Below are 21,308 nucleotides of genomic sequence, written 5' to 3'. Positions count from 1 at the left end.
CATGTCAGCCCAGCAGGCCGATGACGGCCTTCGCCGAGTCCAGCTCGCCCAACCGGGGGAAGATCCTCTCGATGCTGTTGCGGTGGGCGTCGCCGTTCATGTCGGTGACGGCGTCCGTCACGATCGTCACGTGGTAGCCGTGCTCGTGCGCGGCCCGGGCGGTGGACTCGACGCCGATGCTGGTGGCGATGCCCGCGAGGACGATCTGGGTGACGCCCCGGCGGCGCAGTTCGAGGTCGAGGCCGGTGCCGTAGAAGGCGCCCCACTGCTGCTTGGTGACGGTGATGTCGTCGGGCCGCTGGCCGAGCTCGGGCACCAGCTCGGTCCAGTCGTCCGGCAGTTCGCCGCCCGGCATGCCGGCCTGGGTGCGGCCCGGCGCCCCGCCCGCGACATTGACGAGGACCACCGGGAGGCCGCGCTCGCGGAACGCGGCGGCCAGCTCGGCGGAGCGCGCGACGACATCGGCGGCGGGCGAGAAGGTCGGCAGGGCGGTGATGCCCTTCTGAAGGTCGATGAGAACGAGCGCGGTGTTGGCGTCGAGAGTGGTGGCTGGCATGTTCGGTACTCCTAGAGGTAATTGGTGATCCGTCAGGAAAACTGTTCGCGCGTATGTCCGTGCCTCCGCCACGCCGCTACGGGCGGCCGGCCGGCTCACTGCTCGGCTCGGGTGCGCGGCGAGACGTCGGCGCGGGTGCCGGTTGCTGTTGAGGCGTCAGCATGTAGGTCAGCACGATCCGCTGACGATGTATCAACTCCATTGCCTATAGCATCCTCAGGCGGGGCGTCGGCCCGTACGGCCGCAGTCCGCCGCGCTTCCTCGGGGCGTTCCGCCGTCAGCCGCTTGAGGAGTTCCGTCGCCTCGATCAGGGTCCGCTGCTCGTCGGGGGTGAGCCGGTCCGCGATGGCCCCGGCCAGCCAGCTCTGTTTGGACCGCAGCAGGGACGCGAGCGTACGACGGCCCTCCTCCGTGATGGAGAAGACGACCTGGCGGCCGTCGGTGGGGTCCGGGGAGCGCTCAAGCAGGCCCCGCTCCTCCAGGTGGCCCAGCGTCAGCCGCATCGACTGGGGCCGTACCAGTTCGGCGCGGGCGATCGCCGCCGTGGTGGCGGCGCCGCCGGTCGCGATCCGGCCCAGCGCCGAACGCTGGGTGGGGGTGAGTTCGCCCTGCGGGGACGCCGCACGCAGGTGCCGCGACAGCTGGGCGACGGCAGCCGAGAGGTCGGCGGCGGCGCGTACCTGTTCCTGATCGGGCATGGCCCCACCGTAAGAGCTCGACAGGTAAACTTGCAAGTTTGCCTGTCTTCCGTGCGGTGTGGGGACGCGCGCGGCCGACCGCCACGAGTGACGTACCGGGCGTCGGCCGACCGGAGGAGACCGCCGAGACGCGGACCGGCGGGACCCTTGCCACAGTTCGTGGCGGGTCATACGGTCGCATCCACACGTAGATCCACTTGATCCACGCGTGTTCAGCCTGGTTGACGCCCTGGCAAAGGAGCAATTCATGGCCAAAATCGTCCGCGCCGCACTTGTACAGGCAAGCTGGACCGGCGACAGCGATTCGATGATCGCCAAGCACGAGGAACACGCCCGCGCGGCGGCCGCCCAGGGTGCCAAGGTGATCGGTTTCCAGGAAGTCTTCAACGCCCCGTACTTCTGCCAGGTTCAGGACAACGAGCACTACCGCTGGGCCGAACCGGTACCCGACGGCCCGACCGTGCGCCGCATGCAGGATCTCGCCCGCGAGACCGGCATGGTGATCGTCGTGCCCGTCTACGAAGTGGATCAGCCCGGCTTCTACTACAACACCGCCGCCGTCATCGACGCCGACGGCAGCTACCTCGGCAAGTACCGCAAGCACCACATCCCGCAGGTCAAGGGGTTCTGGGAGAAGTTCTACTTCCGGCCCGGCAACGCCGGCTGGCCCGTCTTCGACACCGCGGTCGGCAAGGTCGGCGTCTACATCTGCTACGACCGCCACTTCCCGGAGGGCTGGCGCGCCCTCGGTCTCGGCGGGGCGCAGATCGTCTACAACCCCTCCGCCACCTCGCGCGGCCTCTCCGCCTACCTGTGGCAACTGGAACAGCCCGCGGCCGCCGTCGCCAACGAGTACTTCGTCGCCGCGATCAACCGCGTCGGCACGGAGGAGTACGGCGACAACGACTTCTACGGCACCTCGTACTTCGTCGACCCGCGCGGCCAGTTCGTCGGCGAGAAGGCCAGCGACAGCAAGGAAGAGCTGATCGTGCGCGACCTGGACCTCTCCCTCATCGACGAGGTCCGCCAGCAGTGGGCCTTCTACCGGGACCGCAGGCCCGACGCCTACGACGGCCTGGTCCAGCCATGAGCACCCCGGCCTCCCTGCACGCCCGCCACCAGGCGGTCATGCCGGACTGGCTCTCGCTCTACTACGAGCGGCCGCTGGAGCTCACGCACGGCGAGGGCCGCCACGTCTGGGACGCCGAGGGCAACCGCTACCTCGACTTCTTCGGCGGCATCCTCACCACGATGACCGCCCACGCCCTGCCCGAGGTCACCAAAGCCGTCGGCGAGCAGGCCGCCCGCATCCTGCACACCTCCACCCTCTACCTCGACCGCCCGATGGTCGAGCTCGCTGAGCGGATCGCCCAGCTCTCCGGCATCCCGGACGCCCGCGTCTTCTTCACCACCTCCGGCACCGAGGCCAACGACGCGGCGCTGCTGCTCGCCACCTCCTACCGCCGCTCCAACCAGATCCTGGCGCTGCGCAACAGCTACCACGGCCGTTCCTTCGCCTCCATCGGGATCACCGGGAACTCCAGCTGGTCGCCCACCAGCCTCTCGCCGCTCCAGACGCTGTACGTACACGGCGGCGTCCGCAGCGACGGCCCGTACGCGCACCTGACGGACGCCGAGTACACCGCGGCCTGCGTGGCGGACCTCACCGACATGCTCAGCCAGACGCACGGCAACATCGCCGCCCTCATCGCCGAACCGGTGCAGGGCGTCGGCGGGTTCACCAATCCGCCCGACGGGCTGCTCGCCGCCTTCCGGGAAGTCCTCGACCGGCACGGCATCCTGTGGATCACGGACGAGGTGCAGACCGGCTGGGGCCGCACCGGCGAGCACTTCTGGGGCTGGCAGGCACACGGCCAGGCGGGCCCGCCCGACCTCCTCACCTTCGCCAAGGGCATCGGCAACGGCATGTCGATCGGCGGCGTCGTCGCCCGCGCCGAGGTCATGAACTGCCTCGAAGCCAACTCCATCTCCACCTTCGGCGGTTCCCCCGTCACCATGGCCGCGGGCCTCGCCAACCTCACCTACCTCCTGGAACACGACCTCCAGGGCAACGCGCGCCGCGTCGGCGGCCTCCTCATCGAGCGGCTGCGCGCCGTCGCCGCCGGGCTCCGGGTCGTACGGGAAGTACGCGGCCGGGGCCTGATGATCGGCGTGGAACTGGTCCACGCCGACGGCTCGCCCTCACCCCGCGCCGCCGCCCTCGCCCTCGAACGCGCCAGGGAGAACGGCCTGCTGGTCGGCAAGGGCGGCCGGAACGGCAACGTGCTGCGCATCGCGCCCCCGCTGTCGCTGTCCGTAGCAGAGGCGGAAGAGGGCGCGGCGCACCTCGAAGACGCGCTGCGCCAGGCCCAGTTGGCCATCGGAGGAGAGGAGCAGCCATGACCCGCACGCTCATCAGGGGCGGCCTGGTCGTCACCGCCGCCGAGGAGACCCACGCCGATGTGCTGATCGAGGACGAGAAGATCGTCGCCCTCGCCGCCTCGGACAGCGCGTACGCCGCCGGCTGGACGGCGGACCGCACGATCGACGCCACCGGCAAGTACGTGATCCCCGGCGGGATCGACGCCCATACGCACATGGACTTCCCCTTCGGCGGCACCTTCTCGGCCGACTCCTTCGAGACCGGGACCCGCGCCGCCGCCTGGGGCGGCACCACCACCATCGTGGACTTCGCGGTCCAGACGCGCGGCCAGGCGCTGCGCGAGGGGCTCGACCTCTGGCACGCCAAGTCCGACGCCCAGTGCGCCGTCGACTACGCCTTCCACATGATCCTCTCCGATGTGAACGAGAGCACCCTCAAGGAGATGGACCTGCTGGTGGGGGAGGGGGTCACCTCCTTCAAACTGTTCATGGCCTACCCGGGCGTCTTCTACAGCGACGACGGGCAGATCCTGCGCGCGATGCAGCGCTCCGCCGGCAACGGCGGGCTGATCATGATGCACGCCGAGAACGGCATCGCCATCGACGTCCTCGTGGAGCAGGCCCTCGCGGAGGGCCGTACCGACCCCCGCTACCACGGCGAGGTCCGCAAGACGCTCCTGGAAGCGGAGGCCACCCACCGGGCCATCCAGCTCGCCCGCGTCGCCGGGGCCCCGCTGTACATCGTGCACGTCTCGGCCGAGGAAGCGGTGAACGAGCTGACGCAGGCCCGCGACAAGGGCCTGCCGGTGTTCGGCGAGACGTGTCCGCAGTACCTCTTCCTGTCCACGGACAACCTCGCCGAGCCGGATTTCGAGGGCGCGAAGTACGTGTGCAGTACGCCGCTGCGGCCCCGGGAGCACCAGGCGGCGCTCTGGCGCGGGCTGCGCGGGGACGATCTCCAGGTGGTGTCGACGGACCACTGCCCGTTCTGCTTCACGGGCCAGAAGGACCTGGGGCGCGGCGACTTCTCGAAGATCCCGAACGGTATGCCGGGCGTGGAGAACCGGATGGACCTCCTGCATCAGGCGGTCGTGGACGGGCATATCTCGCGCCGCCGCTGGATCGACATCGCCTGCGCGGCCCCGGCGCGGATGTTCGGCCTGTATCCGAAGAAGGGCACCATCGCGCCCGGCGCGGACGCGGACATCGTCGTCTACGACCCGCACGCCGAGCAGGTCATCTCCGCCGAGACGCACCACATGAACGTCGACTACTCGGCGTACGAGGGACAGAGGATCACCGGCCGGGTCGAGACCGTACTCTCGCGCGGTACGGCCGTACTCGACCAGCGCCGGTTCACCGGGCGCGCCGGACACGGCCGGTACATACCGCGCGGCACCTGTCAGTATCTGAGCTAGGAGGCTGCGGACATGGACTTCGGACTCGTCCTTCAGACCGACCCGCCCGCCACCGCCGTCGTCGACCTGATGCGGCACGCGGAGGAGCGCGGCTTCACCCATGGCTGGACCTTCGACTCGGCTGTCCTGTGGCAGGAGCCGTTCGTCATCTACAGCCGCATCCTGGACCACACCGAGCGGCTCGTCATCGGCCCCATGGTCACCAACCCCTCCACCCGCACGCCGGAGGTGACCGCCTCCACCTTCGCCACGCTCAACGACATGTACGGCAACCGCACGGTCTGCGGCATCGGCCGCGGTGACTCCGCGATGCGGGTGGCGGGCCGCAAGCCCAACAACCTCGCCACGCTGAGCGAGTCGATGCATGTCATCCGCGAACTCGCCGAGGGTCGCGAGATCACGGTCGACGGCACGCCGCTGCGCTTCCCGTGGGTGCGCGACGGCAAGTTGCCGGTGTGGATGGCGGCGTACGGGCCGAAGGCGCTGGCGCTCGCGGGCCGCGAGGCGGACGGCTTCATCCTCCAGCTCGCCGACCCGTATCTGACGGAGTGGATGATCAAGGCGGTGCGGGACGCGGCTGCGGAGGCGGGCCGCGACCCCTCGGACGTCAAGATCTGCGTCGCCGCCCCCGCGTACGTGGGCGACGATCTCGCGCACGCGCGGGAGCAGTGCCGCTGGTTCGGCGGCATGGTCGGCAACCACGTGGCCGACCTGGTCACGCGCTACGGCGAGCACTCGGACATGGTGCCCGAGGCCCTGACCGCGTACATCAAGGCCCGCGAGGGCTACGACTACGCGCACCACGGCCGCAGCGGCAACCCCGACACCGCGTTCGTACCCGATGAGATCGTGGACCGGTTCTGCCTGCTGGGCCCGGTGGAGGCGCACGAGGAGAAGCTGCGCGTCCTGCGGGAGCTGGGCGTGGACCAGTTCGCGCTGTACGCGATGCACGACGCCAAGGAGACGACGATCGACGCGTACGGGGACCGGATCATCCCCGAACTGGGCTGACCGTGATGGGGTGCGTGTCGTGAGAACCGTGGGACGCGCCTTGTCCTTCGAGCGGCGTCAGACTGTCGGCCGTACCGTGCTGTTCGTGTTCATCCGCCGGTGGGCGTAGGGCAGAAGATGCTGAGTGATCGGGGGGCACGGGCCAGGGCGTGCTGGAGCATTTCCGTCAGGTCGGGGACCGTAAGGCCGAGTTCTTGTAGCCAGCGAGCCACCTGGGAAATCGGGGTGTCCATGACTTCTGCCCTCTCGATGAGGTCGTGCAGGTCGATGTCGCTGTCGATGGTCAGGAGCAGGTCGCTGTCCCCGCTGATCCTCAGTAGTTCGAGGGCCGAGGCGGAGGACAAGCCCTCCCGGAGGTCTGGGCAGGAGACCTTGATGCCGTAGCCGGCGAGCCGTTTCACCAGGACCGAGTGGGGTTTCAGCAGGTTGCGGGCCGCCGCCATCACGTGGGCGAACGGCATGGCGTCGGCGGCGGTGCCCCCGCCCCATACGAGAGGGCCGACCCGCCGCGGTCGGCTCGGTGGTGCGGTACATACGTACCGCACGGTCACGCAACTCCAGCGAGTATTTTCGGGGTGCAGCCATGGCCGCAGGTCCTCGCATGAGTCCCATCTGACCTGCTGTCAGCATCCTCCGCATCCCGGGGGAACCTCAAAGCGCGTGTACTCGCGTTTCGTGGCCCTGCGGGTCCGGCACGCCGGACGTGAGATCCGCAAGGCCACGGCCGGCACCGGGCTCCCGATCTGCCGGCTGCTGGCCGATGGCCTGCCGACCAGGACGAACCCGCGCAGTTCTGGCTCTCCAGCCTGCCCGCGACTACCCCGTTGCCTGTCCTCGTGCGCACCGCGAAGCTCCGCCGGCGCATCGCGAACGACTACCGCGAGATGAAACAGGTCCTGGGCCTGGCCCACTTCGAAGGCCGGACCTGGCCGGGCTGGCACCACCACGTCACCCTCGTCTCGGTCGCCCACGCCTTCTGCACCCTGCAGCGACTGAACCGATCCCCCAAAGAGACGGCGTCGGCCTGAGCCCCTCTACCGAGTCGTCCGCGAGCTGCAGTTACTCCCCACCATCTGGACCGGCGCCTGCCCCACCTGTCACCGCGACATGCCAGCCCCCGCACCAACATGACCAAGCCCTATTAGTAGGTATCGGGCAGCGGGCTTCTCGTCCGGGTGAGTTCCCGGCCTCGGAAGCTACCTGCGCGGTCCGGCGCCGGTTGCTGGTTGTGCCTGGCCCTGTTCCGATCACGAGGGGCCGGGCCCGGCGAACCACAGGAGGAGGCCATAGTGCCGAGGGGAGAACGCCCGTTGGGCGCGGGGGACGGGGCGCCGATTCGTCTGGCGGCGGAGCTGCGGTCGTTACGGCAGCGGGCGGGCAGCCCGACCTATCGTGAACTGGCCCGGATCTCTCATTACTCGGTTGCCGCACTTTCTTCGGCTGCTGCCGGGGCCAAGCTGCCCAGCCTGTCGGTGACGGTCGCCTATGCGACGGCCTGCGGAGGCGACCGCGCCGAGTGGGAGGAACGCTGGCACGCCCTGGCGGCGGAGCATGCGCAAGAGGGAGCGGCACCGTCGCCGACGGAGGCCGCGCCGGGGGTACGTGCCGAGGACGCGCCGTACGCGGGACTGGAGGAGTTCCGGGCCGAGGATGCGGACAGGTTCTTCGGCCGCGAGCAACTGATCGAGGAGGTGGCGGCCCGGCTGGGGTCGTGGCGGTTCGTCACGGTGGTCGGGGCGTCGGGCGCGGGCAAGTCGTCGCTGTTGCGCGCGGGGGTCGTACCGCGCTGGCTGCGGACTTCCCCCGAGCGGCCGGTGGTGGTCCTCATCCCCGGGCCCTGTCCGTTGGAGGAGATCGCGATCAGGTTCGCCGGACCGGCCCACACCTCACCCGGCGCACTCGTCAGTGACCTGGAAGACTCGCCCCGTGCCCTGCACCGCGCCGTATGCCAGGTCCTCGCGGACCGGCCGGACGGGACGGAACTCCTGCTGGTGGTCGACCAGTTCGAAGAGGTGTTCACCCTCTGCCACGACCCCGCGGAACGGACCCGGTTCATCGACGCGCTGCTCACCACCGCCACGGCGGAGAACAGCCGGTGCCGCGTCGTCGTCGGCGTGCGCGCCGACTTCTACGCGCACTGTACGGACCACGCCGAGCTGGGCTGCGCGATGAGCCAGGCGCAGGTGCCGGTCGGCCCCATGACCACCGACGAGCTGCGCCGGGCCATCGTCCGGCCGGCGGTGGGCGCCGGCTACCAGGTGGAAGGTGCTCTGGTCGCCGATCTCGTCAGCCAGGCGAAGGGGCAGGCCGCGGTGCTCCCGCTGCTCTCCCACGCTCTCCTGGAGACCTGGCGCCGCCGCCGCGGCACCACCCTGACGCTGGCGGGCTACCACGCCACCGGTGGCATCGACGGAGCCCTGGCCCATACGGCCGAGACCCTGTACGGCGCGCTGTCCCCTGGACAGCGACGCGCGGCCCGCGATCTGCTGCTGCGGCTGACCGCGCTGGGTGAGGGAACCGAGGACACCAGGCGCCGCGTCATCCGCGCCGAACTCGACCCATGCCCGGACACCGCGTCGGCCCCGGTGGGCTCCGCGTGGACGGCGCTGCCCGCGCAGCGCAACGAGCGCGCCGCCGACACAGCTCTCGTCGTCGAACGCTTCGCGACGGCGCGGCTGTTGACGCTCGATCTGGATAGCGTCGAGATCACCCACGAGGCGCTGATCCGCTGCTGGCCCCGGCTGCGCGGCTGGCTGCTGGAGGACCGTGAGGGGCAGCGGATCCACCACGCGCTCACCCAGGCGGCGCACGCGTGGGAGGCGGTGGGGCGCGATCCCGGCGCGCTCTACCGGGGTGTGAGGCTGGCCGGGGCCCGCCAGTGGACGGCCGGCCACGGTGCCCAGGTGCTCAGCGGCCGGGAGCACGCTTTCCTCGGCGCGAGCCTGGCCGCCCAGGCGGCCGAGGAGCGAGCGGCCCGGCGCGGAACCCGCAGACTGCGCCACCTCACACTGCTGCTCGCCCTCCTCCTCGTCTGCACGGCGGCCGCCGCCGGACTCGCTGTCCAGGCCCAGCACCGGGCCACCAGGGAGCGCGACACGGCCGTCTCGCAGCGCATCGCGGAACAGGCCGCGGCCCTCCGTCCGACCAACCCCGCAGGCGCCCTCCAACTCGGCCTGAGCGCGTACCGCCTGCGCCGCACCGCCACCGCCCGCGGCACGCTGCTCAGCTCCTACGCCACGCCGTACGCGACCCGCCTCGTCGCCGCCGACCGGTTCGACGCCGTCGCGCTGCGCCCCGGCGGGCACGTACTGGCCACCGCGGAACGCGGTCGGGCCCTACGGCTGTGGGACATCGCCGACCCGCACCGGCCGCGCCCGCTGACCACGCTCGACGGGCGGCCCGGTGCGGTCCATTCAATGGGGTTCAGCCCCGACGGGCGGCTGCTGGCGGCGGCGGACGAGAGCGGCAGAGCGCTTGTGTGGGACGTCTCCACGCCGTCGCGTACGGGGGCCCCTGCCGTGCTCAAGGGCATCGCCGTCGCTGTCGCGTTCGGCCGGGACAGCGGCACGCTCGCCACCGTCGGCGACAGCGGGCACGGCGCAGCCGTCCGGCTGTGGCACACCGCCCGCCGGTGCCGCACCTCCCCGGCCGTCGCCCCGGCCGGCGTGTTGCCCGGCCACGGGGAGCAGCTGGACTCGCTCGCGTTCGGACGCGACGGCCGGACCCTCGCCGCCGGCGGATCCCGGGGCGCCTGGCTGTGGGACCTGGACGATACGGGCCCCGCCGGCCCGGACGGTGCCGAGCCCTGCGCCCCGAAGCGCCGTGCCCGTCCGGCAGGACCCGTGAACGCCCGCGCCGAACGCATCCGTATCAGCACCGTCCCGGTCCGAACCCTCGCGCTCTCCCCGGACAGCAGTACGCTCGCCGTAGCGGGAGACGACTACGCCCTACGCCTGTGGAACATCACCGGGCCCGGCCGCCCGGCCCGCACCCCCGTCGTCTTGACCGGACACACCGACAATGTCGGTGCGCTCGCCTTCAGCCACGACGGCCGCACCCTCGCCAGCGGCAGCGTGGACGCCACCGTCCGGCTCTGGGACACCGCCGACCCCGCTAAGGCCCACTGGCAGACCACGCTCAGCGGCCATGCCGGAGACGTTCCCTCGCTCGCCTTCAGCCAGGACGGCCACACCCTCGTCAGCGCGGGCGGCGCCGACCGCACGGCCCGGCTCTGGGACCTCCCGGGACCGGCCCTGCGCGGCCACACCAACTCGCTGTACGGAGTGGCCTTCAGCCCCGACAGCCGTACGGTCGCCACCGCCAGCTACGACAGCACCGTACGGCTGTGGAACGTGAGCAACCCGAACCGGCCCGAACCGCGCGCCACCCTGACCGGGCACACCGCCGCCGTCAACGACGTGGCCTATACGCCCGACGGCCGCACCCTCGCGTCGGCCAGCCTCGACCACACGGTCCGGCTCTGGGACACCGCCGGACCCGGCGCCCCGCGCCCCCTGACCCGGCTCACCGGCCACCACGACGCCGTCAACACCGTCGCGTTCAGTCCGAACGGCCGGATCCTCGCCAGCGGCGGCCCGGACGTACGGCTGTGGAACACCACCGACCCGCTTCGCCCGAAGCAGCTCGCCGTCGTCACGCCCCAGGGGAACCGAGTGGAATCACTCGCCTTCAGCCGAGACGGACGGGTCCTCGCCACAGGAGGCGCGGACCACACCGTCCAGCTGTGGGATACCACACGGCTGACAGCCCCGCATCTCCTCGCCAAGCTGACCGAGCACCAGGACAGGGTCACAGCCGTCGCGTTCAGCCCCCAGGGCCACATCCTGGCGACAGCGGGCGACGACCGCACCCTGCGGCTCTGGGACGTCACCGACCCCCGGGCCCCGCCCCGCTCGCCGCACCCGGCGGCTACACCAACGCGGTCAGAGCCCTCGCCTTCAGCCCGGACGGCCGGACGCTGGCCACCGCGAGCACCGACCGCCCCGTACGGCTGTGGAACCTTGCCGACCCCCGCCACCCCACCGAACTGGCCTTGCTCTCCGGGCATACGAAACCCGTCGACGCGCTGGCCTTCGCCCCCAACGGCCGCACGCTGGCGACCGCCGGCGAGGACTGGACGGCACTGCTCTGGGACCTCGGCACGGACCGGGTCGCCGACCGGATCTGCCGCACGACGGCCCATCAGGGCCTCTCGCGCGCCGAGGCACGCCAACTGCTGCCCGGACTGCCGTACCGGCCGCCGTGTGGTGCTCCCCGCTGAACCGGCGGGAGTCCTGGCACGGCTCGTTGTCCAGCATCCGTTCATTCACCGCGGCACGCCGATCGTGAACAACGCGAGGCCGGTATCTCTTGAGTCGCCGGCCGGTCAGGCTCGGCCGGCGAGCACCTGTGGACACCGCAGCGGGAGAGGCACGGACGAAGCCGTGCACACCCCGCGAGAAGGAGATGACCATGTTTGCACCAACCAAGAAGGCCGCGGCCGCCACACCGGCCCCCGCTTTCGGCAGCGTGACACCCGATCGAGAGGAACTGGCCATGTCACGATTCCCGACCGTCAGCAACGGAACGGCCCTGTCCCGCCGGTTCCGGCAACTGGGCCTCACCGCCCTTGCGCTGGCCGGGGCCCTCGCCTTCTCCCCGGTCGCACCGGCAACTCCGGCAGCCGCTGCCCCCGCCGCAGTCAATGGCTGCGGCTGGAACGCCAGCACTCCCACGGATCACGCCTACTACGAGCACTGCGACCCCAACACGAACGTCTGGATCCTGGTCAAGAGGAACATCCGAGGGAACTACCACCGGTGTGTCGGTCCCGGCCGGACCGTCCTGGACAGCGACGCGTACGCCGCCATGTACGACGGAGGGACCTGCAGCCACCCCGGCGACACCCGTGAATGACCCGCCCAGAGGCGGATAGTGACGCGTGTCCCACCCCCTGGTTGGGTGGGACACTGCCGGGGACCCTCGGTCGGGTGTCGGCCCCACGGCGCACGGGTCGACAGGTAGAAGGTGCAGACGGGCAAGGGATCCGTCCAGGAGAACTCCGTTAGGTTGCCCTGGATCTTGGGTTCTGGCTGGTGGGTTTTCTGGGCGGGGCGGTACGGGGCTGCCGTGCCGGGGGTTTGGCGGCGGCGCGCGCGGTCGACACCGGCAGGATCTGCGGGAGTGGCGGGTGCTGAGGGGACGCCCCGCCGCCACTCATCCGGCCTCCGGGGAGCACGCGGCCCAGGTGTGGTCGCTCGGCCGGATACTGGTGCCCCGCTGTTGGCACCGCTGGAGATGCGCCGATGTGATCAGCCGGCGTCAGGCACGGGGATAGGGCCGCTCCGCGCGGCGCACCGCCCAGCCGCCGCTTGAGGCCGCGGCCGTCCTCAAGCTGCACCGTTTCCCCGGGGAGCGAGGGTGTGGAAGTGCTCGTACCGCTTGTTCGCCGGTCAAGTCCCCTTGTTCTGGGCGTACTTCCCGTGCCGGGGCCAGGTAGATAGGCTTCAGCCGCCGAACCCCTCTTCACGTCGGGGTTCGAGGCCCTACCAGATCAGTCCAGCAGACGAGATGTGCGGCGGGGCCTGGGACGGGGCTTGGCCCGGTCGTGCGGAGGAGAGGCTTCCCATGGCGTTGGCTCCCGGCAAGAGCTACCAGATCGTGAACAAGCGCACCGGTCTGGCGATCGTGCCCAGGAACTGGTCCACCGGGCCGGCGTCCGTGGACCAGTACCACATTGGGGTGCCTCGAAGTTTCCGGACAGGGGCCCAATAGGGTTGCCCTGAACAGGAAACGAGGAAGCAGAAGTGTCACCACCCAGCGTCCGGCACGTGTGGCAGGACTGTGCTTCTGCTCGATCCGGAGCACGTCCTTGACCTCCGCCACGGCAGCACCGTCCAACTCCGATGTCGACGGCAGTCGGTGGTGAGCGCTGTCAGCTCGCCGAGGGTTCGCGCCGACAGGGCACCGTCCAGGCGCGGGTCCAACTCGGTCGCGGTCAGCCGACCGTCCCCCGCCGCGACACGCAGCACCTCCGCGGCCCGGTCTCGGTCCGCATGAGAGGCCCGCAGTTCGGGCGAAGAGCTGGGTCCAGCACCTCCAGGCGGCAGGCCGGCACCTGGCCTCCCAACCCGAGACAGCCTTCTGCGCCGCCCTCAGCGGAGAACACAACCTCCTCGCAGTCGCCGTGTGCCGCGATGTGCCTGCCCTGTACGACTTCGTCACCTCCAAGCTCGCCGCCATGCCCGGCATCGCCTCCTTGGAGATCAGCACCCGCGCCCGACGCCTCAAACAGGGAACCTCCCTCATCGCGCACGGCGGCCTGGCGCAAACGTGAGCTGGTCGCCTCGCCGGGCAAGGGGTGTTGATCCGGCAGCAGCGTCATTGGCGAGAAGTAGGCGTCCCCTTCCCGGTCCAACGCCCCACCCCAGCCCCATGACCTGCGAAAACGGGATGAAAACCTCTCATTTTAGGGAGGCCCCGAGTGCCAGCACGCCGACCAGCGGTTTGCTCCGAGTTCAGCAGCGCCCGGAACCGACACTCGCAGGATGGTTCAGCACTCTCGGTGGACACGATTGGCTCCGTGTCGTTCGGGTCTCGACTTTCGGCAATCTGATTGATCGTCAGGATCCTGATGTCCTGCAGTCGCAGTTGGGGGCGGGCCGGGGCCCGCTGGACGGCGTGGATTTTCTGCGTCCGTGGGCCGGTAGGGGCGAGGGCAGCGCACCGGACCGCCGTTGCGGTCGGCCGATCTCCAAGCCTACGGAGTCGCCGCCCGCCCGGCGCGCCCGCCCGAGCAGCAGGACCACCATGAACCAGCGGAAGCGGTTTCCGTGCTTGGCCGTCAGGGCGCGCCGGGCGTGCCGCAGTTCGGGGGCCGGTAGCACCCGGGCCCGCGCCGGGACGGCGGGGCCGTGCGGGGTGCCGTCGAACGAGCAGGCTGCGAGCGCCACTTCCGGATCGGCATGGATCCGGCCGACCTTGCCGGAGCGGGAAGGGGTGTACACGTAGAGGCGCCCGCCGTCGGGTGCGGCCCACACCGGGGTCGTCACCGGCGTGCCGTCTCGCCGATAGGTCGTCAGGGCGAGGTACTCCTCGGCGGCCAGGCCGCCCGGCGGGCCGCCCGCGTCCCAGGTGTCCGGCCGGTCCGGCCCCGGGTCCGCTACTCCGGCCGGGGCGGCGGCGAGCGGGGCGTAGAGCGCGGACGATTCCTGATACAAGCCCGCGGCGAAGTAGTAGCCGTTGGTCACTGCGATCAGCACGGCCGACGTCACGCAGTACAGCACCGTGCCCAGACCCGGCACCTGCTCAACCGGCAGCGCGTATGCCATCCATACCCGCACGGCCGAATCGACCAGCAGGGCGACGCCCCACAGCACGGTCGAGACCCGCCAGATACGGCGGAACGCCGGTAGCCGCTCCCAGAGTTCGTCCCAGTCGGCCGCCACCCCGAGCCCGCGGGTGCGGCGCTCCAGGAGCGGCCGGCTGTAGAGGAACGCGAGCGGGCGCCCGGCCCGGGCGGACACCAGGAACCACAGGCCCGCCACCCCGGTGAGGTAGCCCTCCCGGGCCAGCAGGGCGCGCGGGCTGCCGGACAGCGCCGAGACCAGTGCGCCGAGCGCCATCGTGGAGAGGATGAAGACGCCGAGGCCGTCGACCCGGCGGTATCGGACCAGCCGGACGGCCACCACGCCCGCCGGGGCGGCCGCGGCCACCACCAGCGTCGGGTACACACCGAGTCCCGCGGCGCGTAACCCGTAGAAGAGGCCGACCGGAACGACGATGTCCACCAGAAGGTCGCGGCCGGGGCGCCGGCGGGCCGGCGGACGGGCCGTCATCGGCCAGCCCCGGTTTCGGGCCCCGCCTCCGCGCGGGTCACCCGAGTCGCTTGGTCGAACAGCTCGACCAACTCCTCCGCGTACGCCGCTAGATCGAGGTCGGGTTCGGAACGCAGCAGGAACGGCAGTCCGTCGATGGACCGCTGGATCGTCGTCGCCATCACGAAGGTGTCGAACACTCGGAACTCACCTGCGCGCTGCCCCTCCGCCAGGACCCGCCGCACCGGGTCAACCGCGGCGCGCTCGTCGCCCCCGTCGTAACTGCGCCCGCCGTCCTCGGCCCGGTGGTCCAGGAACACCGACATGAGCGCGCGCATCCGCGTCGGATGCTCGGCGATGTAGCCGACCAGCGCGCGGATGTAGGCGTGCAGCATTTCGCGGGGCCCGGTCGCCGCACGGGTGTGCTCGGTCATGTGGCGGGCGATGTCCGCGTACGCCTCCTCGACGAGAGCGGCGATCAGCTCACTCTTCCCGGCGAAGTGATACGAGATCAGGCGGGTGCTGCTCAACCCGGCCCGCTCCGCGATCCGGGCGAACGTGGCCTGGCCGTAACCCAGTTCGGAAATGGTCTCCACCGTGGCGGCCAGGATCTGCGCCCGGCGAGCGGTGGATGTGACGGACTCGGTCCGCTCATTTACTCGCATGAGTAAAAAATACTTCGATTGAGTAAAACTGACAAGAGGTGTGGCCGGGCATGGGGACCGGGCGGCGGAGAGAGGGGGATGGGGCTTGTAGGGTCTCGCGGCACGTGGCGCAGGCCGAGCTTCTGACCAGCGGGTTTCAGGCTGTCTCACGGCGATGGCACACGGCACAGCCTTACGAGACGTGGCACATCCTCAGCACGCTTGTGCGGATGGCCAGGACCGCGCTCCGCCGACCTGCGGAATCTCAGTTCGATGCCGCGTTCATCTGCGTGAGATCTCGGGCCGGGATCTCGCCGGAACGGGCGGCACCACCGTGCGAGGCCTGGCACTCCCCGTACTCCGGGGGCTGGGAGCTGGGCTGGGAGCGCGTCGATGGCGGGCCGGCCGCGGGGGAGGTCCGGCGGGAGCTGTTCGACGACCCGGCGGCCGCCGGCTACGCCGGCGAGATCACCCTGTGCCCGGAGTGGGGAGAGGCGACCCGCCTCGCGCGCGAACTCCTGCAGCCGGGCACCACGGTCATCCTCGACACGGCTATCCGGGCAGACCCTTGTCTCAACTGGGAATTACTCTGTTGGGTTCACCGCGAAGGATCACTCATTCACCCAGGCCAGGATGCGGCTGCGTCCCATGGCGCCGAGCCAGGTGGCGGAAGGCTTGGGAGTGCGGGTGAAGGTCTCACGGTCGACCGCGATCAGCCCGAACGTAGGCGCGTAGCGACCCCACTCGTAGTTGTCCAGGGCGCTCCAGTGGAAGTAGCCCCGGACGTCGATGCCGTCGTCCATGGCGTCGGCGAGGGCGTCCAGAGCGACTGAGGTGTACTGGATGCGGCGGGCGTCGTCGGCCGTGGCGATGCCGTTCTCGGTGACGATCAGCGGGACGCCGGGCGCCTTGGCGGCGCTGTCACGTACGGCCTGACCGAGGGCCCGGGGGTAGAACTCCCAGCCCGAGAGGGTGCTTTCGGCATCCTCGGGGACGGGCAGGGCGCCGTCCGGGCCGACAAGGGTGCGGGTGTAGGACTGCACGCCGAGCCAGTCGTCACCGCGGGCCGCCTCCAGGAAAACGTCCTCCCACTGCTGCCGGACGGGGGCGGCGGCCTCTTCCGCCCCGGGCAGCGGCTGATACGCCTGATTGGCCACGGACCATCCTGTACGCACGTGCGGGGCGCGGGACTTGACCGCCTCGACGGCGCGGGCGTGGGCCCGTATCAACGCCTCGGACGTGGCACCGTCCGGCAGCGGCATGCCGGTCGCGGGCAGCGGCTCGCCGGAAAGGTGGGCACGGTGGACGGCGGCCATTATGGCGACCATGTTCGGCTCGTTGATGGTGCAGGCGTGGTCCACGCCGGTGGCGTAGACGGGCGCGGCCGCCGTGAGATAGCGGGCGAAGAGGTCGTCCGAGCCGGCGGCCGCCCAGCCGCCGCGTTCCGTGAACCACCGAGGTGCGGTGAAGTGATGCAGCGTCACCAGGGGCCGTAGTCCGCGTTCGTGTGCGCCTTCGATCATGCGACGGTAGTGGGCGATCGCGGCCTGGGAGAATTCGCCGGGCGCGGGTTCGATACGTGCCCACTCGATGCTGAACCGGTAGTCGGTGAAGCCCAGTTCGGACAGCAGATCCATGTCCTCGCGCCAGCGGTGGTAGCTGTCGCAGGCGTCGCCGCTGGGCTCCTTGATGAATGGGGTCTGCATGTGCTCGAACTGCCACCAGTCGCTGTTGGTGTTTCCGCCCTCGGTCTGGTGTGCGGAGGTGGAGGCGCCCCAGAGGAAGCCGTCGGGCAAGTGGCGTGCGGATGCCATGAGTCGAGTTCTCTTTTCGTCGAGGGAGCGGAAGGAGGAAAACGGCATGAACGCGGCTCCGGTGGGCCTGGGAGAGTGGTTCAGCGCGGGTCGGCGAGGGCGTCCCTGCGACGGGTGTCCAGCTCTTCCTGGACGCGTGCCGTGTCCGCCGCGTACGGCCGGTAGAGCAGCGTCAGGAACAGGCCGTTCACCAGCATCAGTACGACGAGGACCCACAGGAACACCATGCGCAGGCCGACCGCGTCGGCGAGGAAGCCCGCGCCGAGGCTGTAGCCGGCCCAGGCGATCGCCTCGGCGATGGAGCAGTACAACACGAAGGCAGCACCCCGGAGTTCGGGCGGGGTGATGGCCATGACCATCGGTCGGTCGATGCTGGGGTTCATCCCTTGCGCCGCGCCGATCAGGGCGAAGAAGGCGCCGAACACGAGGATGCTGTCGTAGGGGAACTGGGTGCCGAAGAAGGCGAAGGCGGCGAAGACGAACTGGACCGCTTGGAGGACCGTGACCGGCCCGGAGCGCGGGTTGCGCCGGGACACCCGGTCGACGGCGAAGCCGCCCAGGAGGGTGCCGAGGAAATAGCCGACACCGAACGGCAGGATGACCAGCGAGGCCCGCTGCGTGCTGAAACCGTGCTCGTCCACCAGGAAGACCACGCCGAATGTGAGCACCAGCAGGTGCCCGGAGAGCAGACGCGAGACGATCAGGATCACCAGGCTGCGGATCTTGAGGAGCGAGAACACCTTGCCCCAGGAGAGCTCGGAGGCGGCCTCCCTGGTCGCCTTGTCGAGGTCGGCGAGCTGCTGCTCGGCGGCTCCCCGGCCCGGGTCGCGGAGCCAGATCAGCAGGGCGACCCCGAGCAGGAGGTTGAAGCCGCCGATGCCCCACAGCCCCCAGCGCCAGCCCTCGTCCACTCCGGCGAGCTGCCCCTTGAGTGGCCCGATCACCGCGCTGACCAGGGAGATCGCCCCATACACCAATCCGATCGCGCGTCCTCGGGACGAGCTGCCGAACAGGTCGCCGACGAGCTCGGAGACGATCGGGTTCGCGGCGGCGTAGCCGGCCGCCAATATGGTGTAAAGGATCAGGAGTTGGGTGAAGTTCTGCGCGAAGCCGGCCGCCACGCCCCACAGGCCCCACAGGCCGGTGGCCACCACGAGCACGCTCTTGCGTGACCAGCGCTGGGCCGCCCACACCCAGAATGGGCCGGTGAACACGCCCACGATCTTGCCGGCCGCGGTGAGGATGCCCAGGGCGCCGAGGGAGACGCCGAGGGACTGTCTGATGAGTGGGAACAGGCTGCTGACCAGGCTGGCCCCGGTGCTGTCGACCAGCATGGTGCCACCGAGCAGGGAGAGCTGGCGCCAGCGTCCCTTGATGTGTGCGGGTGTTCCTGAGGGGCCCGCGGCGGTTTGCGCGGGGCCCCCGCTGAGCTCGGGCATCGTGCTTTCTCGATTCTCTGCGGTCGAGCAGCGAGCAGATGGGGGCAGCCCGCCGGCCATGGAGAGGCGTGGCCTCGGCGGGTGGGTGGGGCAGTGATGGGCCCGAAGGGCGCCGGAGGAGCCGGGTGCGTCCTGCCCGGCTCGCGCTCAGAGTTTCGCGAGATCCTCGGCGACCCGGCGCAACGCGTCGGTGGGGACCATCGCGCCTGCCATCGCGGCGACATCGATGAGTGGGGTCGCCCCGATCATCTGAAGCAGTTCGGAGTCGGCGATACCGGGCAGGTGGGCGCGCAGGACTTCGATGCCGGACGGATCGGAGATCAGTGCCTGGACCGGTGTGCGCAGTGACAGGCGGCCTTGCGGGTAGTCCTCGGGGCACGGCAGCGGTTCGGCCGCCCGAGCCGCCTGCGCGCGCTGCGCCCCGACGAGCAGGTGCGCGTCGGTCACCGGCCCCTTCGCGGGCAGCCCGAGGCGTTCGAACTGGCTGGGCGGCGTGTCGCCCGCACGCATCAGGTCGACCATCAGCGTCGCCATGCGCAGTTCCGCGGCGTCATCGACGATGGGGGTGTGCTGCTCGGGGTCGCTGTCCAGGTCGAAAAGGAGCGTGCCGTGGTGATACGGGTTGAGGAGGGCCCGGCCCGGCACGCGTACGGTGCGGACGTTCTTGGTGAAGGAGAACGGTTCGGCCAGTTCCAGGTCGGTGAGTTCGGCGGGGGAGAAGCGGCCACGCATGTGCGTGGGCATCAAGGTGTGTTCGTACAGGGGGGAGTTGGTGGGCGTCGCGGGTGCGCGCATGTACACGTAGCGGCCGTCGGTGGCGTTGACGTGCCCGCCGTAGATGCCGAAGAGTCCTGCCTCCCGTGTGGGTGTGTCCTCGGCCATGGGGAGTGGGGAGCCCTGCATGTCGTCGGGGCGGTCGACGCCGAAGAACTCCAGGAGGGTCGGCGCCAGGTCGACGGTCTGGACGAGCGCCTCGCGGCGGGCGCCGGCGGCGGCCGTGCGCGGGTCCCAGGCGAAGAGCGGCAGGTGGACGAGTTCGTTGAACCAGGGCTGGACGCTCTTGCCCCACCACCCCTTCTCGCCGAGCAGCAGGCCATGGTCGGTGTTGACGATGAGCAGCGTGTCGTCCCACAGCTGGAGTTCGTCCATGGTGTCCAGGACACGTCCCAGTGAGTGGTCGCACATGGACAGCAGTGCCGCGTACTCGTTGCGTCCATGGTTGATCTGCTCGTCCGTCTCCACGACGCGCTTGTAGTCGGGCCAGTCGAAGTGCGGGCCTTCGTACTCGTGCGGGTAGAGGTCCTTGTACCGCTGGGGGCTGAAGAAGGGCTCGTGCGGATCGAAGGTCTCGATCTGGACGAACCACCGGTCGGCGTCCCGGTTGGTGCGCACGAACTCAAGGCCCGCGTCGAAGGTGAGGGTCTGGGAGTGCCGGTCCTCGGTGGCCATGTGCTGCCGGTTCACCCAGTACTGCCGGTAGCCGTCGCCGAACCGCACCTTCTTGAGGTCTTCGGGGATGGGCGGGTCGGCGACCTGCCCCTTCCAGGGGTCGCCTTCCTGGCCGCGGAAGAACTCCCAGGTGTGGTAGCGGCCGTGGTAGGTGGCGCCGCCGTCCTCCCAGTAGTGCGGGTGGTCGCTGACCAGATGGGTGTAGACGCCGTGTTGCTTGAGCAGTTCGGGCATGGAGTCGTCGAACGGCTCCAGCGGGCCCCAGCTGCGGTGCAGGAAGTTGTGGCGTCCGGTGTGCAGTTCGCGGCGTGCGGGCATGCAGGGCAGGGACCCGGCGTATGCGTGGTCGAACGTGACGGCCCGTTCGGCGAGGCGGGCGAAGTTCGGGGCGTGTGTCCAGTCGCCGCCGTACGGGGGCAGCATGTGCCGGTTGAGGCTGTCGAACATCACCATGATGGCCTTCATCCGGTGGTCTTCCCTCCTGTCATGCGGTGCAGGGTCTGCTCCAGCCAGTCGACCCAGTAGTCCATCGCCCCCGCGCCGAGGCGGTGCAGTGCGTCGTGGACCTCGCGGTCGAGTTCCTGGTCGAGGCCGGGCATCGGGTCCTCGTAGTGCAGCGTGCGGTCGCGGTTGCGGTTCTTGGCGACCTGGGCCCGGCGATAGGCGAGTTCGGTCCTGAGCAGTTCGACGGCCGCGTCCCGGTCGAGCGGCGCCGTCACACTGAACCGGGCGGTGAAGACGATGTCCTGGAGGCGGGTGGAGGGTTCGTACGGCGAACGGATCCACTCCCGCAGGGCGTCGTGGCCGTGCTCGGTGAGCCGGTACACCTTGGCGTCCGGGCGGCCCTCGCGTACGTCCGTCTCGTGCTGGACCCATCCCTGGGTCTCCATCTGGGTGAGCTTTCGGTAGATCTGACTGTGATGTGCCTTGGCCCAGAGGAACTGGCCCTCCGTCTCCAGCCATTTGCGCAGTTCGTAGCCGTCGTAGGGGCGGCGGGCCAGCAGACCCAGCAGCACGTACTCGAACTTCATGTGTCCGACTTCCTATGTGTGTTCTCTCCTATGTGTAAATTCATATACTC

The 21,308-nt window shown here is 70.2% G+C and carries 17 protein-coding genes and 3 pseudogenes; 10 read left to right on the top strand and 10 right to left on the bottom strand.

Translation table 11 applies throughout. The features are described from left to right. Positions 1-4 precede the first annotated feature (4 nt). Positions 5-556 carry an isochorismatase family protein gene (locus tag AC07AB_RS07120; protein ID WP_478561300.1) on the bottom strand — a complete coding sequence of 184 codons (552 nt, stop codon included), beginning with the start codon at positions 554-556 and terminating at the stop codon, positions 5-7. Between the two features lie 269 nt (positions 557-825). Next, positions 826-1,254 (bottom strand): annotated as a pseudogene (locus tag AC07AB_RS07115) (MarR family winged helix-turn-helix transcriptional regulator); the annotation flags it as partial. A 247-nt stretch (positions 1,255-1,501) separates the two neighbouring features. Between AC07AB_RS07115 and AC07AB_RS07110 the strand changes: the two are divergent. Genes AC07AB_RS07110 through AC07AB_RS07095 form a run of 4 tightly spaced genes read left to right on the top strand, consistent with a single transcriptional unit; the run spans position 1,502 to position 6,065 of the window. Next, entirely contained in the window at positions 1,502-2,344 is an 843-nt protein-coding gene (locus AC07AB_RS07110; RefSeq protein ID WP_478561297.1) for a nitrilase-related carbon-nitrogen hydrolase, read from the top strand. Continuing rightward, a complete protein-coding gene (locus AC07AB_RS07105; protein WP_478561295.1) occupies positions 2,341-3,657 on the top strand; it encodes an aspartate aminotransferase family protein in 1,317 nt (438 codons plus the stop codon). Before AC07AB_RS07110 ends, AC07AB_RS07105 begins: the two co-directional genes overlap by 4 nt. Continuing rightward, positions 3,654-5,054 carry a dihydropyrimidinase gene (hydA, locus tag AC07AB_RS07100; protein ID WP_478561292.1) on the top strand — a complete coding sequence of 467 codons (1,401 nt, stop codon included), beginning with the start codon at positions 3,654-3,656 and terminating at the stop codon, positions 5,052-5,054. Before AC07AB_RS07105 ends, hydA begins: the two co-directional genes overlap by 4 nt. 12 nt (positions 5,055-5,066) lie before the next feature. Beyond that, the gene (locus AC07AB_RS07095; protein WP_478561289.1) at positions 5,067-6,065 is read left to right on the top strand and encodes a TIGR03842 family LLM class F420-dependent oxidoreductase; all 999 of its coding nucleotides are present in this window, start codon (positions 5,067-5,069) and stop codon (positions 6,063-6,065) included. A gap of 89 nt (positions 6,066-6,154) precedes the next feature. Here AC07AB_RS07095 and AC07AB_RS07090 read toward each other — a convergent pair whose 3' ends face one another. Then, positions 6,155-6,616, bottom strand: coding sequence for a hypothetical protein (locus tag AC07AB_RS07090; protein WP_478561622.1), 462 nt, complete (start codon positions 6,614-6,616; stop codon positions 6,155-6,157). 103 nt (positions 6,617-6,719) lie between these two features. On the opposite strand from AC07AB_RS07090, the pseudogene AC07AB_RS07085 reads away from it, so the two are divergent. The 5 genes and pseudogenes from AC07AB_RS07085 to AC07AB_RS07065 all read left to right on the top strand — a co-directional run. Next, positions 6,720-7,093 (top strand): annotated as a pseudogene (locus AC07AB_RS07085) (IS701 family transposase); the annotation flags it as partial. A 147-nt stretch (positions 7,094-7,240) separates the two neighbouring features. Next, positions 7,241-10,900 (top strand): annotated as a pseudogene (locus tag AC07AB_RS07080) (nSTAND1 domain-containing NTPase); the annotation flags it as partial. Further along, positions 10,810-11,346 carry a WD40 repeat domain-containing protein gene (locus tag AC07AB_RS07075; protein WP_478561596.1) on the top strand — a complete coding sequence of 179 codons (537 nt, stop codon included), beginning with the start codon at positions 10,810-10,812 and terminating at the stop codon, positions 11,344-11,346. The pseudogene AC07AB_RS07080 and the gene AC07AB_RS07075, both read left to right, overlap by 91 nt. Before the next feature lie 185 nt (positions 11,347-11,531). Continuing rightward, complete coding sequence (locus AC07AB_RS07070; protein WP_478561594.1) at positions 11,532-11,981, top strand: DUF6355 family natural product biosynthesis protein; 450 nt, start codon at positions 11,532-11,534, stop codon at positions 11,979-11,981. A 711-nt stretch (positions 11,982-12,692) separates the two neighbouring features. Beyond that, positions 12,693-12,839, top strand: coding sequence for a hypothetical protein (locus AC07AB_RS07065; protein WP_478561286.1), 147 nt, complete (start codon positions 12,693-12,695; stop codon positions 12,837-12,839). Between the two features lie 35 nt (positions 12,840-12,874). Here the strand turns inward: AC07AB_RS07065 and AC07AB_RS07060 are convergent, their stop codons facing one another. Next, positions 12,875-13,096: a DUF1707 SHOCT-like domain-containing protein gene (locus tag AC07AB_RS07060; RefSeq protein WP_478561283.1), complete on the bottom strand. Its 222-nt coding sequence runs from the start codon at positions 13,094-13,096 to the stop codon at positions 12,875-12,877. Here AC07AB_RS07060 and AC07AB_RS07055 point away from each other — a divergent pair. Beyond that, entirely contained in the window at positions 12,997-13,401 is a 405-nt protein-coding gene (locus tag AC07AB_RS07055; protein WP_478561592.1) for an Lrp/AsnC family transcriptional regulator, read from the top strand. The genes AC07AB_RS07060 and AC07AB_RS07055 overlap by 100 nt on opposite strands. A gap of 286 nt (positions 13,402-13,687) precedes the next feature. Here AC07AB_RS07055 and AC07AB_RS07050 read toward each other — a convergent pair whose 3' ends face one another. From AC07AB_RS07050 to AC07AB_RS07025, 6 genes are all read right to left on the bottom strand, one after another. Further along, the gene (locus AC07AB_RS07050; protein WP_478561280.1) at positions 13,688-14,902 is read right to left on the bottom strand and encodes a VC0807 family protein; all 1,215 of its coding nucleotides are present in this window, start codon (positions 14,900-14,902) and stop codon (positions 13,688-13,690) included. Beyond that, on the bottom strand, positions 14,899-15,546 hold the full coding sequence (locus AC07AB_RS07045; RefSeq protein WP_478561277.1) for a TetR/AcrR family transcriptional regulator: 648 nt from the start codon (positions 15,544-15,546) through the stop codon (positions 14,899-14,901). The genes AC07AB_RS07050 and AC07AB_RS07045 overlap by 4 nt, the downstream gene beginning before the upstream one ends. A gap of 590 nt (positions 15,547-16,136) precedes the next feature. Then, positions 16,137-17,339 (bottom strand): glycoside hydrolase family 1 protein, encoded by a 1,203-nt coding sequence (locus AC07AB_RS07040; RefSeq protein ID WP_478561274.1) that lies wholly within the window; start codon positions 17,337-17,339, stop codon positions 16,137-16,139. A gap of 80 nt (positions 17,340-17,419) precedes the next feature. Beyond that, complete coding sequence (locus tag AC07AB_RS07035; protein WP_478561271.1) at positions 17,420-18,778, bottom strand: MFS transporter; 1,359 nt, start codon at positions 18,776-18,778, stop codon at positions 17,420-17,422. A 147-nt stretch (positions 18,779-18,925) separates the two neighbouring features. Then, positions 18,926-20,692, bottom strand: a complete 1,767-nt coding sequence (locus AC07AB_RS07030; protein ID WP_478561268.1) for a sulfatase — start codon at positions 20,690-20,692, stop codon at positions 18,926-18,928. Further along, on the bottom strand, positions 20,689-21,258 hold the full coding sequence (locus tag AC07AB_RS07025; protein WP_478561265.1) for a PadR family transcriptional regulator: 570 nt from the start codon (positions 21,256-21,258) through the stop codon (positions 20,689-20,691). Before AC07AB_RS07025 ends, AC07AB_RS07030 begins: the two co-directional genes overlap by 4 nt. Positions 21,259-21,308: the final 50 nt, after the last annotated feature.

This window comes from Streptomyces sp. NPDC044033, from assembly GCF_056434425.1.
The sequence above is the reverse complement of the archived record's forward strand: the minus strand, read 5'-3'. Positions and strand labels throughout refer to the sequence as shown.